This is a genomic window from Mesorhizobium sp. M0276 (genome assembly GCF_040321755.1).
In the GTDB taxonomy this organism is placed as follows: domain Bacteria; phylum Pseudomonadota; class Alphaproteobacteria; order Rhizobiales; family Rhizobiaceae; genus Mesorhizobium.
Genome location: NZ_JAMYSC010000019.1, coordinates 40,370 through 54,501, shown reverse-complemented (window position 1 = coordinate 54,501; position 14,132 = coordinate 40,370). Strand labels below are relative to the sequence as shown.

General features: G+C 63.0%; 11 protein-coding genes and 2 pseudogenes. 2 read left to right on the top strand and 11 right to left on the bottom strand.

What is annotated here, in order from left to right:
* Window positions 1-4 precede the first annotated feature (4 nt).
* On the bottom strand, window positions 5-892 hold the full coding sequence (locus NKJ01_RS16700) for a helix-turn-helix transcriptional regulator (protein ID WP_352729487.1): 888 nt from the start codon (window positions 890-892) through the stop codon (window positions 5-7).
* 103 nt (window positions 893-995) lie between these two features.
* Here NKJ01_RS16700 and NKJ01_RS16695 point away from each other — a divergent pair.
* Together NKJ01_RS16695 and NKJ01_RS16690 are read left to right on the top strand one after the other, a co-directional pair.
* Window positions 996-1,840, top strand: a pseudogene (locus NKJ01_RS16695) (SDR family NAD(P)-dependent oxidoreductase).
* On the top strand, window positions 1,837-2,559 hold the full coding sequence (locus NKJ01_RS16690) for an SDR family oxidoreductase (RefSeq protein ID WP_352729485.1): 723 nt from the start codon (window positions 1,837-1,839) through the stop codon (window positions 2,557-2,559). The pseudogene NKJ01_RS16695 and the gene NKJ01_RS16690 overlap by 4 nt, the downstream one beginning before the upstream one ends.
* A gap of 232 nt (window positions 2,560-2,791) precedes the next feature.
* Here NKJ01_RS16690 and otsB read toward each other — a convergent pair whose 3' ends face one another.
* The 10 genes and pseudogenes from otsB to NKJ01_RS16640 form a co-directional block, all read right to left on the bottom strand.
* Window positions 2,792-3,553: a trehalose-phosphatase gene (otsB, locus tag NKJ01_RS16685; RefSeq protein ID WP_352729483.1), complete on the bottom strand. Its 762-nt coding sequence runs from the start codon at window positions 3,551-3,553 to the stop codon at window positions 2,792-2,794.
* On the bottom strand, window positions 3,550-5,328 hold the full coding sequence (locus NKJ01_RS16680) for an alpha,alpha-trehalose-phosphate synthase (UDP-forming) (RefSeq protein WP_352729481.1): 1,779 nt from the start codon (window positions 5,326-5,328) through the stop codon (window positions 3,550-3,552). Before NKJ01_RS16680 ends, otsB begins: the two co-directional genes overlap by 4 nt.
* A 142-nt stretch (window positions 5,329-5,470) precedes the next feature.
* Window positions 5,471-7,633, bottom strand: coding sequence for an amylo-alpha-1,6-glucosidase (locus NKJ01_RS16675; RefSeq protein ID WP_352729480.1), 2,163 nt, complete (start codon window positions 7,631-7,633; stop codon window positions 5,471-5,473).
* A gap of 44 nt (window positions 7,634-7,677) precedes the next feature.
* Window positions 7,678-8,739: a glycosyltransferase family 4 protein gene (locus tag NKJ01_RS16670; RefSeq protein ID WP_352729478.1), complete on the bottom strand. Its 1,062-nt coding sequence runs from the start codon at window positions 8,737-8,739 to the stop codon at window positions 7,678-7,680.
* 155 nt (window positions 8,740-8,894) lie between these two features.
* Window positions 8,895-9,272, bottom strand: coding sequence for a DoxX family protein (locus NKJ01_RS16665; protein ID WP_352729476.1), 378 nt, complete (start codon window positions 9,270-9,272; stop codon window positions 8,895-8,897).
* 67 nt (window positions 9,273-9,339) lie between these two features.
* A complete protein-coding gene (locus NKJ01_RS16660; protein ID WP_023756941.1) occupies window positions 9,340-9,798 on the bottom strand; it encodes a carboxymuconolactone decarboxylase family protein in 459 nt (152 codons plus the stop codon).
* 10 nt (window positions 9,799-9,808) lie between these two features.
* Window positions 9,809-10,327: an RrF2 family transcriptional regulator gene (locus tag NKJ01_RS16655; protein WP_352729474.1), complete on the bottom strand. Its 519-nt coding sequence runs from the start codon at window positions 10,325-10,327 to the stop codon at window positions 9,809-9,811.
* Between the two features lie 107 nt (window positions 10,328-10,434).
* Window positions 10,435-11,748: an NAD-dependent dihydropyrimidine dehydrogenase subunit PreA gene (preA, locus tag NKJ01_RS16650; protein WP_352729472.1), complete on the bottom strand. Its 1,314-nt coding sequence runs from the start codon at window positions 11,746-11,748 to the stop codon at window positions 10,435-10,437.
* Window positions 11,749-11,750: 2 nt separating this feature from the next.
* Window positions 11,751-13,115, bottom strand: a complete 1,365-nt coding sequence (locus tag NKJ01_RS16645; protein ID WP_352729470.1) for an NAD(P)-dependent oxidoreductase — start codon at window positions 13,113-13,115, stop codon at window positions 11,751-11,753.
* 127 nt (window positions 13,116-13,242) lie between these two features.
* Window positions 13,243-13,985 (bottom strand): annotated as a pseudogene (locus NKJ01_RS16640) (gamma-glutamylcyclotransferase).
* Window positions 13,986-14,132 lie beyond the last annotated feature (147 nt).

Here is a 14,132-nt window from a genome sequence, read left to right as displayed (position 1 = left end):
CACCTCAGGCGCTGCGACGTTCGGCTGGCAGCGCGTCCAGTAATGTCTGCAGCTTGGCGACGGAGTTTTGCTCGGCAAGCGGCGTGTAGACGATCAGCTTCATGTCGGAGCCGTCGCCGATCGACAAGCTCATATGCTCGAAGGTCATGGCGCCCGCGCTCGGGTGCCGGACGTGCTTCACTCCCGACAGTCGGTGCGCGACGTCGCGCTGCGGCCACCAACTGCGAAACTCGGGGCTAGAGCGTGTCATCAACTCAATCAGCCGCTCGAAATCCGGGTCGCCGACATATCTGGCGCTTGCGGCCCGAAACGAGGCAAGCACGGTGCGCGCCAATTGCTCCCAGTCAACCAGCAGGCGCCGGTGGTGCGGGTTGGTGAACACCATGTGGACGATGTTGCGGGCGTCACCTTCCAGCAGGCCATAATCGCCGAACACCGCGACCGCCGCCGGGTTCCAGGCCAGCACGTCCCAGCGCCGCCCGACAACATAGGCCGGCTGCAGCACCAAGCTCTGCAGCATATGCAGCAACGGACCGTCGACCTTTTCCGGCGCTACGGCACGGCGCTCCGGCTGCTGGCGGTCGGCAAGGATGAACAAATGCTGTTTTTCGGCGGCGTCGAGGCGCAACGCTTCGGCGAGCGCGGTCAGCACCTCGACCGACGGCCTGACCTCACGCCCTTGCTCCAGCCATGTGTACCAGGTCGTGCCGACGCCGGCGATCATCGCCACCTCCTCTCGGCGCAAGCCCGGCGTGCGCCGCCTGAGACCCGTGGCGATGCCTGCGGCTGACGGCGTCAGCCTTTCGCGGCGCGAGCGCAGGAAGGCGCCAAGCTCGCGCCGGCGGCTGTCTTCAGCCGAGTGAGTAGGGGTCGGGCGGGGTTGGGATTCCATGCGCGTAGTATAGCAGTATTGATACCAGGATAAAGTTTGAACTGTTTGGCTCGCGCCAACTGCCCCATCTTCCACTCAGAGCAACAGAACGGAGGCTCTGAACATGGACCTGAAAGACAAGACAATCCTCATCACCGGCTCAACCGACGGCGTCGGCCGCGTCGTCGCGCAACGGCTCGGCGCCGCGGGCGCCCGCGTGCTGGTACATGGCCGCGATGCAACGCGCGGCAAGGCTGTTATCACTGAAATTGAAGCCACCGGCGGCAAGGCCGAGCTTCTGGTCGCCGACCTGTCGTCATTGGCCGAGGTCCGCCGTCTCGCTGAGGCCGTGCGCGCCGGAACGGACCGGCTCGACATCCTCATCAACAATGCCGGTGTCGGCACCGCGGGGCAAGGCGCCAAGCGCCAGGTCAGCGCCGATGGCTACGAACTGCGCTTCGCCGTCAATTATCTCGCTGGTTTTCTGCTGACGTCGGAGCTTCTGCCGTTGCTGAAGGCCAGTGCTCCGGCGCGCATCGTCAATGTCGCCTCGGCGGGGCAGCAGGCGATCGACTTCGGCGATGTCATGCTGACCCGCAGCTACGACGGCGTGCGCGCCTATTGCCAGAGCAAGCTGGCGCAGATCCTGTTCACCATCGATCTTGCGGATCAGCTGAAGGGTACCGGCGTCATCGTCAATGCGCTGCATCCGGCGAGTTACATGAACACCACCATGGTTCGGCAGGCGGGTGTCACGCCTTGGAACTCGGTTGAGACCGGGGCTGACGCTATCCTCAATCTCGCCACGTCGCCAGCGCTCGACGGAAAAAGCGGCCTTTATTTCGACGGCCTTCGCGAATCCCGCGCCGATCCCAAGCTTACGACGCCAGGGCAAGGCAACAATTGCGCAGTTTGAGCCTCGATCTTGTCGGCCCCGCCTCCCCCACATCGAAGGAACAGCATTCATGACCAAGGCAACCCAACATGCCGTCATCATCGGCGGCTCGTCCGGCATCGGCCTGGCGACGGCGCGAAAACTGCTCGGCCCGGGCATGAAGGTGACCATCACCGGGCGCAACGAGGAGAAGCTGAAGAGCGCATGGAAAAGCCTTGGCGGCGCTGCCGACAAGGCGGTTTTCGATGCCGCGAACCGGGCCGAGGTCAGCGGCTTCTTCGAACGCCTCGGCCCGTTCGATCATCTCGTGTTGGCGGCGAGCGGCGGCAAGGGCCTTGGCCCCTTCCCGACGCTCGACCTGACCGACATCGGCAGCGGCGTCGACGAGAAAGTTCGCCCGCAACTGTCCTGCCTGCAGGCGGCCTTGCCGACACTCAGCAAGAGCGGATCGGTCACCTTCATCTCGGCCGTCTCGGCTCAACTCGCCATGCCGGGCGTCGCCGGCATCGCCGCCATCAACGGCATGCTGTTGACCGTGGTGCCGATCCTGGCGGTAGAGCTCAAGCCCTTGCGCGTCAATGTCGTTGCGCCCGGCGTCATCGACACGCCGTGGTGGAATTTTCTGCCCGAGGAGCAGAGGCAGGCGCTCTTTGCCGATTATGCCGGCAAGACCCCAGTCGGCCGCGTTGGCCGCGCCGAGGACGTCGCGGAGGCAATAGCCTTTCTCGTATCCAACGGCTTCATGACCGGCCAGGTGCTGACGTGCGATGGCGGCCTGCGGTATGCGGCTTAACGGGGTGCTCCGGAAGGTGGGAATAATCAGGCGTGTCGGCCCCATACATCTTGTTGTCGATCGCTTCTTCCCATCTGGAGTCGGCATCGGACGGTGAGACGCCGGCGGTCCCATGGGAGCGGGAATGAAGCCAATTCGGCGTGATCTCTCGAATCAATTGTGCAAGGCGTCCCATCGAAACCGTTCCTTTCCTTCCTTTCCCGCACGCGCGATCGCGGTTGCGCCGCCAGACCTAAAGTTGACCTCTCAGCCAGGCGAGCGTCTCGGCAACGCCGGCAAGGCCGTACTGCGCGGTGGTATATTCTGGTGGTTTGACCCGTATCGATATGCCGCCGGCATCGTTGACGGTTTCGAAGCCGTTTTCGTCCGACGTGTCGTCGCCGAGGAAGACCGGGCGCCGGCCGGTGAATGGCGCGATATCCATGAAACGCCGGATCGCGGCGCCCTTGGCCGCCTCGAGCGGCAGCAACTCGACACCGGCATTGCCGGCAACCACCCGGTAGCCCTTGGGCAGCACTGCCAGCGCTTGCTCGACAAGCTGCGTCGCGCGAGGGAGCAGGTGCGGGGCGGCGCGCGTGTGGATGGCCAGCACCCGGCCTTTGCGCTCGATATAGGCGCCACGACCGAGCTCGGCCTCGATCTCGTCGGCAAGGGCCGCAATATCCGCCGGCTCATCCGCGATTTCGACATCGTCGCCCGGCAGGAGCCTGTGTTCCAGGCCATAAAGACCGGCTGCGCGCAGCTTCAAAGGCTGGAACAACTGGTCGACGGCCGCAACGGAGCGGCCTGTGATGAAGGCCAATGCGCCGTTCAACTTGTGATCCAGGTCTTGCAGCAAAGCGCGAAGCTCGGCGCTGACCGAGACCGCGTCCGGATGTTCCGCATGCTCCAGCAGGGTGCCGTCGATGTCGAGGAACAACGCCCAATCGCCGGTCAGCAAGGCCTGCGGCTTTTGCAGGGTTTTGCTCGCAACCTTCTGCAGGATTTCACTCATGACAGCGCCACCCGTTTCCGCTCGAACATGGACACGACATTGTCGATGCTCGGCGGCCGGTCGCCAGCACCGGTTACGCGATCGAGGTCACCGCGCTTGCGCAAGCGTGCCGCGTCCAGGAGCATGCTGCCGGCCCAGCGATAGACATTGTTGTCGCGGACCATCTGCCGCATGGGCCGCATGCGCTCGCGCTGTTCGTCTGGCGTCATGTTCAGCGCCTGCAGCAGCGCTTCGCTCATCATGGCCGCGTCGTAGGGGTTGACGATCAGCGCCTCCAGCAATTCGCGCGAAGCACCGGCGAATGTGCTGAGCATCAAGACGCCCTGTTCGTCGTCGCGCGCCGTGACGAATTCCTTTGCGACCAGGTTCATGCCGTCATGCAGGCTGGTGACCATGCATATGTCAGCGGCCCGATAGATCTCATAGACCTGTTCCTGCGAATGATGTTCAGCCACCATGATCACCGGCTTGTAGCCCTCGCTGCCGTAGCGCTGGTTGAGCTCTTCTGCATAGCGATGGCATTCGTCGTGGAGCAGCTTGTAGGCCGGGAGTGTGCCACGGCTGGGGGCCGCGATCTGCAGGAAGACCAGTTTTCCGATCCACTCAGGGTATCTCTTGAACAATTCGTCCAGCGCATGAAACCGGTCCAGAATGCCCTTGGTGTAGTCGAGACGTTCGACCCCGACGGCCAGCTTCACATCCGCTTTCAGTCCGAACCTATTCCGCAGGCGGGCGCGGCAGTCATCGGCATCAGGCAGTTTTGCCAGCAGGTCCGCCGGCCATTCTATCGAGATCGGATAGGCGTGCACCAGCGTCGTCTGCCCACCATAGGAGATGGCCGCATCCGCCCGCTCGATACGGCTTTCCAGGAAGCGATCGACGCTCTCGGTGAAATTGTTGGCATGGAACTGGGTATGGAAGCCGATGATCGAACTTCCGAGCAGCCCTTCGAGGATGCGTTCGCGCCATGGGCAAATGCTGTAAACCTCCGAATTCGGCCATGGGATGTGCCAGAAGGTGATGACGATCGCCTCGGGCAGGCGCTCTCGGATCATGCGCGGCAGCAGCGCGAAATGGTAGTCCTGGACCAGCACGATCGGCCGCTCGTTACGCGCCTCGGCCACCACCGTGTCGGCGAACTTCCGGTTGACGGCTTGATAGGCTTCCCAATCCGAGGCGCGAAAGATCGGCCGGGTGAAGGCGATGTGGCAAAGCGGCCAGAGGCCCTCATTGGCGAAGCCGAGATAGTAGCTCTGATATTCTTCCTCCGTCAGCCAGACCCGGCGCAGCGTGTAGGACGGATTGCCGGGCGGCACCTGCACGCGGTCGTTGTCGTCGACCATGAGACGGTCCGCCGTTCCGCCGCCATAGGCGATCCAGGTGCCGCCACAGGCGCGGGTAATCGGCTCGAGCGCAGACACCAGTCCGCTGGCCGGCACCAGCAATTCGACGTCATCATTCTTGCTGTTGTGGATATAGGGTTCGCGGTTGGACACCACGATAACCTGCGCCCCCGGCAGGTCGTCGGCCAGAATCTTGCGCAATGTTTCAGGCGACCATGTCACCAGCGCCGCATCGGCCGATTGGCCATTCTTTTCGAACTCGCGTATCACCTTGCGCGCCGCTTCCGCGGCTACGTCTTCGCCGGCGATATGTGCAACCGTCGGAGGGCGACTGCGGCGCTGACGCGATATGGAGACGAACACGGCGAAAGCGGAAAAACCGAGGCTCGCGAAGATCAGAACCCAGAGCAGGTCCGCACCGTAATTTGTCATTGGAATATCAACTCACCTCCGGCCGTTCGGCCGCCGTTTTGTTCGTGTTCCCGATTTAAGACTACCCGCGGGGATAGGGCCGCCGTTCGGGCCTGTGTTTTTTGCAACGCAGAAAGCCGGGATCGGTTCCGCCCAATTTGGTTCATGTTCTGACGACGAGCGGCACCAGCCCTTCATGGCGGTCCGCGAGGAACGCGACTACCCGATCGCCGACGCGTTGGAAGGTAAGATCGACCACCCTTTCGCCGACGCCCAGGTGGCGAAGCGTCAGCGTGTCTATGCCTATCGGCAGCCTGGGACGGGTAACGCGGATTTCACCATCCCAGCCGTCGATTTCCAGGCCAAGGCAGGCCTGCATCAGCATGAAGGCGGAACCCGCCGACCACGCTTGCGGCAGGCAGGCTACGGGATAGGCGATCGGTGCTTCGCCCGGCGCTCGGGTAAAACCGCAGAACAGTTCCGGCAACCGCATGTTGAAATGGACCGCGGATTCGAACGTGCCGCTCAACAGGCGAACCACGCTTTCACGCTCGCCGTAGCGCGCCAGGCCGGTACCGCACATAGCGGTGTCATGCGGCCAGATCGAGCCATTGTGATACGACATCGGGTTGAAGAACACCGCATCGTCGGCAAGCGTCCTCAGGCCCCAGCCCGAATGGAAGGAGGCGGAAAGAAGCTGATCGGCGACCATCCGCGCCCGCTCCGGCTCAGGCAGTCCGACAAAGAGTAGGTGGCCCGCATTCGAGGTCCGTACCTTGCAGGGCTCCCCTGCTCCATCGATCGCCAACGCATAAAAGCCCAGATCGTCGACCCAGAAATCGCGTTCCACTGCTGCCCGCATGGCCTCCGCGCGGTCATCCCAGTGATCGGCCCTCTCGTCCTCGCCGCGGCGACGGGCAAGTGCGGCCAGCCCCCGGAAGGCGGCAAAGACATAGCCTTGAACCTCGACCAGCGCGATCGGACCCTTGGGGATGCGGCCATCGGCGTGAAAGATGGAATCGAAGCTGTCCTTCCATCCCTGGTTGGCGAGGCCGGACTCGGCGGCCCGCTGGTAGGTGACGAATCCGGTCTCGCGGCCCGCCTCCTCCGTCCATTCGGCCGCGGCGCACAGCGACGGCCACAGGATGTCGATGAACGCCATGTCGCCGGTACGATCGGCATAGGCACAGGCGAGATGGATGTAGAGCGGCGTCGTATCGACGCCGCCATAGTAGCGGCCGAACGGAAGCTCCCGCAGCGCCGCCATCTCGCCCTTGCGCGTCTCGTGCATGATCTTGCCGGGCTGCGAATCGCTGAATGGCAACGTCTCCGTCGCCTGGTGCTGGGCAAGGAAGGCCAGCACCCCCCGCGCCAGGCCTGGATTGAGCCACAGCATCTGCAGCGCCGAGATGACGCCGTCACGGCCGAACGCCGTCGAGAACCAGGGGATGCCGGCATAGGGATAGGGTCCCGTCGCCAGTTCGGTGGTGAGCAGCGCGACATCGGCGCGGGCGCGCTCCACCCAGTCGTTGAAGACGCGGCCCGAACTGTGCACCGTCGCGCCGTGGCGGCGCTTGGCCCGCATGCCAAAGCGGGCCCGGGCGGCGGCCGCCCGGAAACGGTCGCGGTCGGGCGCATCCGCCATCTCGGGACCGACCTCGACATAGAACACCTTGCTGCTGCGCTTGGTGACGGCAACCAGGAAATCGGCGCGTTCGGAGGTCAATTTGTCCGGCGCCTGCGAGAACGATATCGTCGATACGCGCACCAGTTCATCCAACCCCTCGTAGCGCAGCAGGACGGATGTCGCATTCATCTCGGCCACATGGGCCATTCCGCGCCTCGGCCGTGTCGAGCCGCGCACTTCGAACATGTCACGGAAATCGGCGGCAAAGTGCAGGGAAACGCCGATTGTCGAGGTCTCCCGGCTGTAGTTGGAAAGGGTGATGCGCTCGAACAGCCTGTCCTGCCATAGCAGCCTGACGCGTTCGATATGAATCGCGCCCTGCGGGATGTCGCGGCCGCTGACGCTCTGGATCGGCAGATTGGTCAGGTTGGCGGTGAACAGCACATTGTCCTGGCTGAGGGAGGCGCCAAGCAGCGACGTCTGCCTGCCGCCGATGGTCAGCCGGAATTCGGAGAGCACCCGTGTATCGTCGCGGAAGAAACCGTCGCCGGCGCCGCGTATGTCGCCATAGGCATCGGCAACCGCAAAGCAGTCGGCCTGCTTGAGCGCAAACAGCCGGTGCGGCTCACGAGGAGCGGTCGCGTCGAGCGACGCAAGCGCTACGGCGGGATCGAGCTGGCGCTCATCGAGTTGGGCCATTCGTCACAAATCCTATTGTTTCGTTGCCATCGCTCGAACGTTGCTCACGATGCCTTCGCCTCAACCGGGACGCCGATCAGGCGCGCATAGGCGGCGAGGTAGTCCCCAGCCATTCTTCTGGCGGAAAACCGCTTTTCGAAAACAGCCCTCACCTTTCGCCTGTCGAGTCGCAGCAGCTCCGGCACCGCGGCGACGGCGTCGTCCATCGACCCGGCAATAAAACCGGTTACGCCCTGATCGATGATCTCTGGCAGTGCACCACAATTCCAGCCGATCACCGGCGTGCCACAGGCCATGGCCTCGATGGCGGCAAGACCGAACGGCTCCGGCCAGTCGATCGGAAACAGCAGGCCAGCCGCCTTGCCGAGAAATTCCACTTTCTGGTCCTCTTCGATCTCGCCGACATAGACGACACGGTCGCCGTCGATCAAAGGCTCGACCATCTCGTAGAAATAGGAACGATCGTCGTCGCCGATCTTTGCCGCAAGCTTCAGTTTCAATCCCGAGCGCAAGGCGATCTCGATGGCGCGGTCCGGGCGCTTGTCGCGGGAAAACCGGCCGAGGAAGCAAAGATAGGGTTCCTCCGCCGTCGTCTCGAAACTCGGCTCGTAGATGTCGGTCGGCAGTCCGTGGTGAATCGTCGCCAACCAGTTGGCCTTGGCGAGGCCCGCCTGCTGGCTGCGCGAAATCGAAATCATCGGAAAGCGCGGAAAATGCGCATAGGCCGGCGCCAGGTCGACATAATCCAACCTGCCATGCGGCGTCGTCACCGTCCGCTCCGCCATGTCCTCGAAGAAGGAAAAGTGCAGGAAGTGGCTGAGATGGAAGTGGATGACGTCGAACTCCCGCGCCCGTTTCCGCACCTCGGCAAGCATCGAAAGATGCGCCGCGATCTCGGATTTGAAGGGACGCGGATCGAGGCGAAGCGCGCATTCCCGGGCGGCCACCAGCTTTGCGGAAGTCCGGCTGTCGCCACTGGCAAACAGCGTCACCTCATGCCCCAACTCGACAAGCGCTTCGGTGAGATACGACACGATGCGTTCGGTGCCACCATAGAGCCTTGGCGGCACCGACTCATAAAGCGGCGCGACATGGGCAATTTTCATATTGTGTCCTGGATGCTCGGCATATAGGTGCCAAATGCGTCAACGGCTCGATTGGTTCCGATTTAATGATCGATGCCGTCTGCGCCATGCGTCCGCCCTTGTCCTGAAAACGCGCATCGAGGGAACGAAAAGGGCTTAGGGCCGCGGCCGGACTGTCAAACAGACTGCGCGATCAGCGTCAGGAAACCGCCGACTAATGCGACATTGCCGACGAAGCCATTGATGCGCGAAGCCCGATCCGGGCCCTGATGGTCCCAGAAATTGTGGAACATCGGCGTGGCGACGATGAGGAATAGCAGCAGTACCGCCGCAGCGATGGCCGTCCACAGGCCGGCGATCACCAGCACGCCGGCGGCGAGCTGAAGCACGATGCCAAGCCACAGCGCCAACCGCGCTTGCGGCACGCCGCGCGCGGCCATCAGCTGGGTCAGGAAAGCCGCGTTCTGAATGTTGCGCAGGCCGGCGAAAACGAAGGCGCCGCCGAGCAGCAGGCGGCCAAGAAACAACAAGCCCGAAGGCAAATCGGCAGGCATCGAACTCTCCCTTTGAAAAACGATTGGAGCGCCGCCTCTCGACGGCGCTCCAAAACTGACCGGACGATCAGGCGGCCTTGGCCGCCGGCATCGGATGAAGTGCCTGAAACGGGACGCAGAGCCGGTTCCAGGTGTTGATCATGCCGAGCGCGACGGACAGCTTGACCAATTCTTCTTCCGAGAAATGCTCAAGTGTCCTTGCATAGAGTTCGTCCGGCACGCCGTTGTTGGCGATCAGGGTCACCGCCTCGGTCCAGGCTAAGGCGGCGCGTTCACGCTCTGAAAACAGAGGCGATTCCTTCCACGCCGACACCAGGTAGAGCCGCTGCTCGGTCTCGCCGTCGCGCCTCGCCTCGCGGCTGTGCATCTCGACGCAGAACGAGCAGCCATTGATCTGCGACGCCCGCAATTTGATCAGGTGCAGCAGGCTTTCCTCGATCCCGCATTCGTCCACCGCCTTGTTGAGCGCCGACACCGCCTTCATGATCTCCGGCGCCTTGGCGAAAAATTGCAGCCTCTGTTTCATCTGATGTCCTTTACGCTTGCTTGGTTGAACTGGATTTCTGCGGCCGCTGATGGCGCGCGACAAAGGCGCAGCCGGCGGCGACCGAACGCGGATCGGCATCGGTCACGTATTCCGAAACGATGTCGGACAGCTTTGCTTTGGCGAGTGCGGCGCGATAGGCCGTCTCGGCCTTCAGCATCGCGGCGTTGATGCCGCAGGGTTTGACATAGGCAGACGCGTCGAGCCTGACCGGACCGTTGCGGCGGATCTCGCCGCAGCGAAAGGCCGGCTCACGCCCTTCGACGGCCAGCACGATATCGAGCAGCGAAATCCGCTCGGCCGACCGCGCCAGCCGATAGCCGCCGGCCGGTCCCGAGACCGATTCCAGGATGCGCGCGACGGTAAGCATGTTGAGATGTTTCAGGAGATAGCTCGGCGACAGGCCGAAAGCCTCCGCCATAGCGGAGGCCGCCATGGTGCTGTTGCCTTCGACACCGGCCAGCATGGCGGCGCAGTGGATGGCTGCCTCAACGCCCTCGCCCAACTTCATCAGATGGATCTCCTAATCATGGATAGTTTTTATCATGGATACTTTTTATCTGCAATAGGGAAATGAAAAAACGGCGTCCGAAGGCGCCGTTTTTGTCGAACGGCTCGCTACTCCGCCGCCACCTTGGCCATCGGGTTGTTGGGGTGCGTCGTCCAGTTGGCGTAAATCGGCGACACCGGCTTGCCGGTGCGCTGGTCCATCACGCCGACGGCCAATGGCTCCATGGTGATGCAGTTCTCGACCGGGCAGACATTGACGCAGAGGTTGCAGCCGACGCATTCGGCCTCAATCACCTCGAAGTGCCTGACGCCGTCGACCATGCTGGTGATCGCCTGATGCGAGGTGTCCTCGCAGGCGATGTGGCAGCGGCCGCATTTGATGCAGGCGTCCTGGTCGATACGCGCCTTGGCGACGTAGTTGAGGTTGAGATACTGCCAGTCGGTGACATTGGGCGTGGCGCGGCCGACGATGTCGTCGAGCGAGGCATGGCCCTTCTCGTCCATCCAGTTTTCCAGGCCGGCGATCATCTCCTGCACGATCTTGAAGCCGTAGGTCATCGCCGCCGTGCACACCTGCACATTGCCGGCCCCGAGAGCCATGAATTCGGCCGCGTCGCGCCAGGTGGTGATGCCGCCGATGCCGGAGATCGGCAGGCCGTGGGTTTCGGGATCGCGCGCGATCTCGGCCACCATGTTCATGGCGATCGGCTTCACCGCCGGGCCGCAATAGCCGCCATGCGAGCCCTTGCCGTCGATGGTCGGCTGCGGCGCAAACCTGTCGAGATCGACGCCGGTGATCGAGTTGATGGTGTTGATCAGCGACACTGCGTCGGTGCCGCCCGCGTGTGCCGCGCGCGCTGGCTTGCGCACATCGGTGATGTTGGGGGTCAGCTTAGTGATGACGGGCATGCGGGTGTTCTGCTTGCACCAGCGCACCACCATTTCGATATATTCCGGCACCTGGCCGACGGCGGCACCCATGCCGCGCTCCGACATGCCGTGCGGGCAGCCGAAATTGAGCTCGATGCCGTCGGCTTCGGTCTCTTCGACCACCGGCAGGATCGCCTTCCAGGCCTCCTCGACGCAAGGCACCATCAGCGAGACGACGATGGCGCGATCGGGCCAGTCCTTCTTGACCTGCTTGATCTCGCGCAGGTTGACCTGCAGGTCGCGATCGGTGATCAGCTCGATATTGTTGAGGCCAAGCAGTCGGCGGTCGGCGCCCCAGATCGCGCCATAGCGCGGGCCGTTGACGTTGACCACCGGCGGGCCTTCCTCGCCCAGCGTCTTCCACACCACGCCGCCCCACCCGGCCTTGAAGGCGCGGATGACGTTGTAGGCCTTGTCGGTCGGCGGCGCCGAAGCGAGCCAGAACGGATTGGGCGATTTGATGCCGACGAAATTGTTTCTGATATCTGCCATGCTCATGCCCTCCCGTTCGAGGTCAGTGCTCGATTGATACTCTCCGCCGCGTCGCGGCCCTGCGCGACCGCCGAGACGGTGAGGTCGTCGCCGCCGAAGATGCAGTCGCCGCCGGCCCAGACCCTGGCGAGTGAAGTGCGCCCCTCCGCATCGACCTTGATGCGCCCTGCTTCGAGCTCGATAGACACGCCGCTGCCGTTGAGTGCTGCCGGCACAAAGCTTTGGCCGATGGCCTTGAACACCTGGTCCGCAATGAGCGTCAGCGTCTCGCCTGTGCCGGCAAGAGTGTCGCCGTTCAACGCCGTGTATTCGAGTTCGATGGCGCTGACCTTGCCGCCCTCCGCTATGACCCGCTTCGGCTGCAGCCAATGGCGAATGGTGACGCCATTGGCGGCGGCAAGATCCTGTTCGAACTCGGACGCGTTCATGTGCTCCTGGCCGCGCCGGTAGCAGATAGTCACCTCCTCGGCGCCGAGCAGCTTCGACTGCACGGCGGCGTCGATCGCCGTCATGCCGCCGCCAATGACCACGACGCGCCGGCCAACCGGCAGGCCGGAAAGGTCACTCGCTTGGCGCAGCTCGGCAATGAATTCGACCGCATTGATGACGCCGTCGGCGTCCTCGCCATCGGCGCGCAACGCATTGACGCCGCCAAGCCCCATGCCGAGAAACACCGCATCGTAATTGCGGATCAGGTCCGACAGTTGATAGTCGCGGCCAAGCGCCTTGCCGTTCTGGATATCGATGCCGCCGATCGCGGTCACGTAGTCGACTTCGGCCTGGGCGAAATCGTCGACGCTCTTGTAGGCGGCGATGCCGTATTCGTTGAGGCCGCCGGCCTTCGGACGCGCCTCCAGTATGGTCACGTCATGGCCATGGCGGGCAAGCCGGTGCGCGGCGGCAAGGCCGGCCGGCCCGGCGCCGACCACGGCGACCGACTTGCCGGTCGGCTCGGCGCGAGGATAAAACTGCTTGTTCTCGCTCATGGCGACATCGGTGGCGTAGCGCTGCAGGCGGCCGATCTGCACCGGCTTGCCTTCCGCCACTTCGCGTACGCAAACTTCTTCGCACAGCGTCTCGGTCGGACAGACGCGGGCGCACATGCCGCCCAGAATGTTCTGATCGAAGATCGTCTTGGCCGAACCGATCGGATTGCCGGTCGATATCTGGCGGATGAACAGCGGAATGTCGATCGAGGTCGGGCATGCATTCATGCACGGCGCGTCATAGCAGAAATAGCAACGGTCGGATTCGACCAGCGCCTCATGGTGATCGAGCGGCGGGTGCAGGTCGGAAAAATTGTCCGCGTACTGGTCGGCCGAGAGCCTGCCGCCTGCAATGCCTTCTTTGAACTGGCCTTCTGGCATTCTCAGTTCCCCATGGTTTTTCGTTTTGGGGAAGGCTAGCACATTTTGTTTTTTTATCAATTGGTCAATTTTTCGCGCAAGACCGCGCAAGACGTTGAAAAGCCTCGCAATAATATGAATTTTTTACTCATGTTAAGGCGATTGCGGTTGCCTCTGCGGAGCGCAGCGAATGGCGCGGATCAAGTCTGCGGCCATGAATAACCCTGACCTCGTTCGCGACCAGTTCCTGCAACCGCCAAAGATTGCGATCATGGATGCCGAACGCCTCGAGATGGCTGACCGTGTGGTAGAGATATTCGGCGCCGGACCCGATATGCCCGCAGGCTCTGGCCAGCACGCTCGCAACCTTGTCCAGTGGCTGGTTCAGGGACGTTCCCCTGCCCTTAACACCGACCCAGAAGCCAAGCGCGCGCAGCGCACCTTGCGCCGTATGCACCGGCAACCACCTGACCGTGCCGACACTTTCGTGGTCGCTGATCTCGCGCCGCAGCAGCCGTTCGATCTGGACCGGCTTTCGCCGTCCGGCAAGCGATAGATCACCCCATTGCATCGGCCGCCCCGTTCGAGCGCCATCATCAAACCCGGCTGCTCGGCGCTGCCGCGCCAGCGCACCATGTCGAGGCAGAAGGAGCGGTGCCAGCCAAAGGCCGTGGCGAGCTGTTGCTCGATCGACTCGAATTCCGGCTTCCAGATCAGCGACCCGTAGGCGAACACCCATAGCGGCCCCCTGTCGGCTTCATCGGACAGCCGCAAGGCAATTGCCCGGAAATCCTCGTCGTTCAACTCCGTCCAGCTCGGGTCCGGACCGGGATCGGGCTCTTCCCGATGGCACAGTGCGACAAGCTCGGATGTGAGCGACATCAAGCGCATGAACGATAACCCCTCATGAAATCGAAAACCGCCGCGCGCGCAATCGGGGAACGCTTGGCATGCAGAGACATTGTTGTTCGGGGGCTGTCGGATTTCCGTCGTGAAGATCGTCCTAGGATGGATCGGACGACGATCGATGCATGAAAG

Coding starts and splice junctions, on each gene's coding strand:
- NKJ01_RS16670 (WP_352729478.1), bottom strand. CDS start 8,739: ATGAAAATTGCCCATGTCGCGCCGCTTTATGAGTCGGTGCCGCCAAGG.
- NKJ01_RS16700 (WP_352729487.1), bottom strand. CDS start 892: ATGGAATCCCAACCCCGCCCGACCCCTACTCACTCGGCTGAAGACAGC.
- NKJ01_RS16645 (WP_352729470.1), bottom strand. CDS start 13,115: ATGCCAGAAGGCCAGTTCAAAGAAGGCATTGCAGGCGGCAGGCTCTCG.
- NKJ01_RS16660 (WP_023756941.1), bottom strand. CDS start 9,798: ATGAAACAGAGGCTGCAATTTTTCGCCAAGGCGCCGGAGATCATGAAG.
- preA (WP_352729472.1), bottom strand. CDS start 11,748: ATGGCAGATATCAGAAACAATTTCGTCGGCATCAAATCGCCCAATCCG.
- NKJ01_RS16665 (WP_352729476.1), bottom strand. CDS start 9,272: ATGCCTGCCGATTTGCCTTCGGGCTTGTTGTTTCTTGGCCGCCTGCTG.
- NKJ01_RS16655 (WP_352729474.1), bottom strand. CDS start 10,327: ATGAAGTTGGGCGAGGGCGTTGAGGCAGCCATCCACTGCGCCGCCATG.
- NKJ01_RS16680 (WP_352729481.1), bottom strand. CDS start 5,328: ATGACAAATTACGGTGCGGACCTGCTCTGGGTTCTGATCTTCGCGAGC.
- NKJ01_RS16675 (WP_352729480.1), bottom strand. CDS start 7,633: ATGGCCCAACTCGATGAGCGCCAGCTCGATCCCGCCGTAGCGCTTGCG.
- NKJ01_RS16690 (WP_352729485.1), top strand. CDS start 1,837: ATGACCAAGGCAACCCAACATGCCGTCATCATCGGCGGCTCGTCCGGC.
- otsB (WP_352729483.1), bottom strand. CDS start 3,553: ATGAGTGAAATCCTGCAGAAGGTTGCGAGCAAAACCCTGCAAAAGCCG.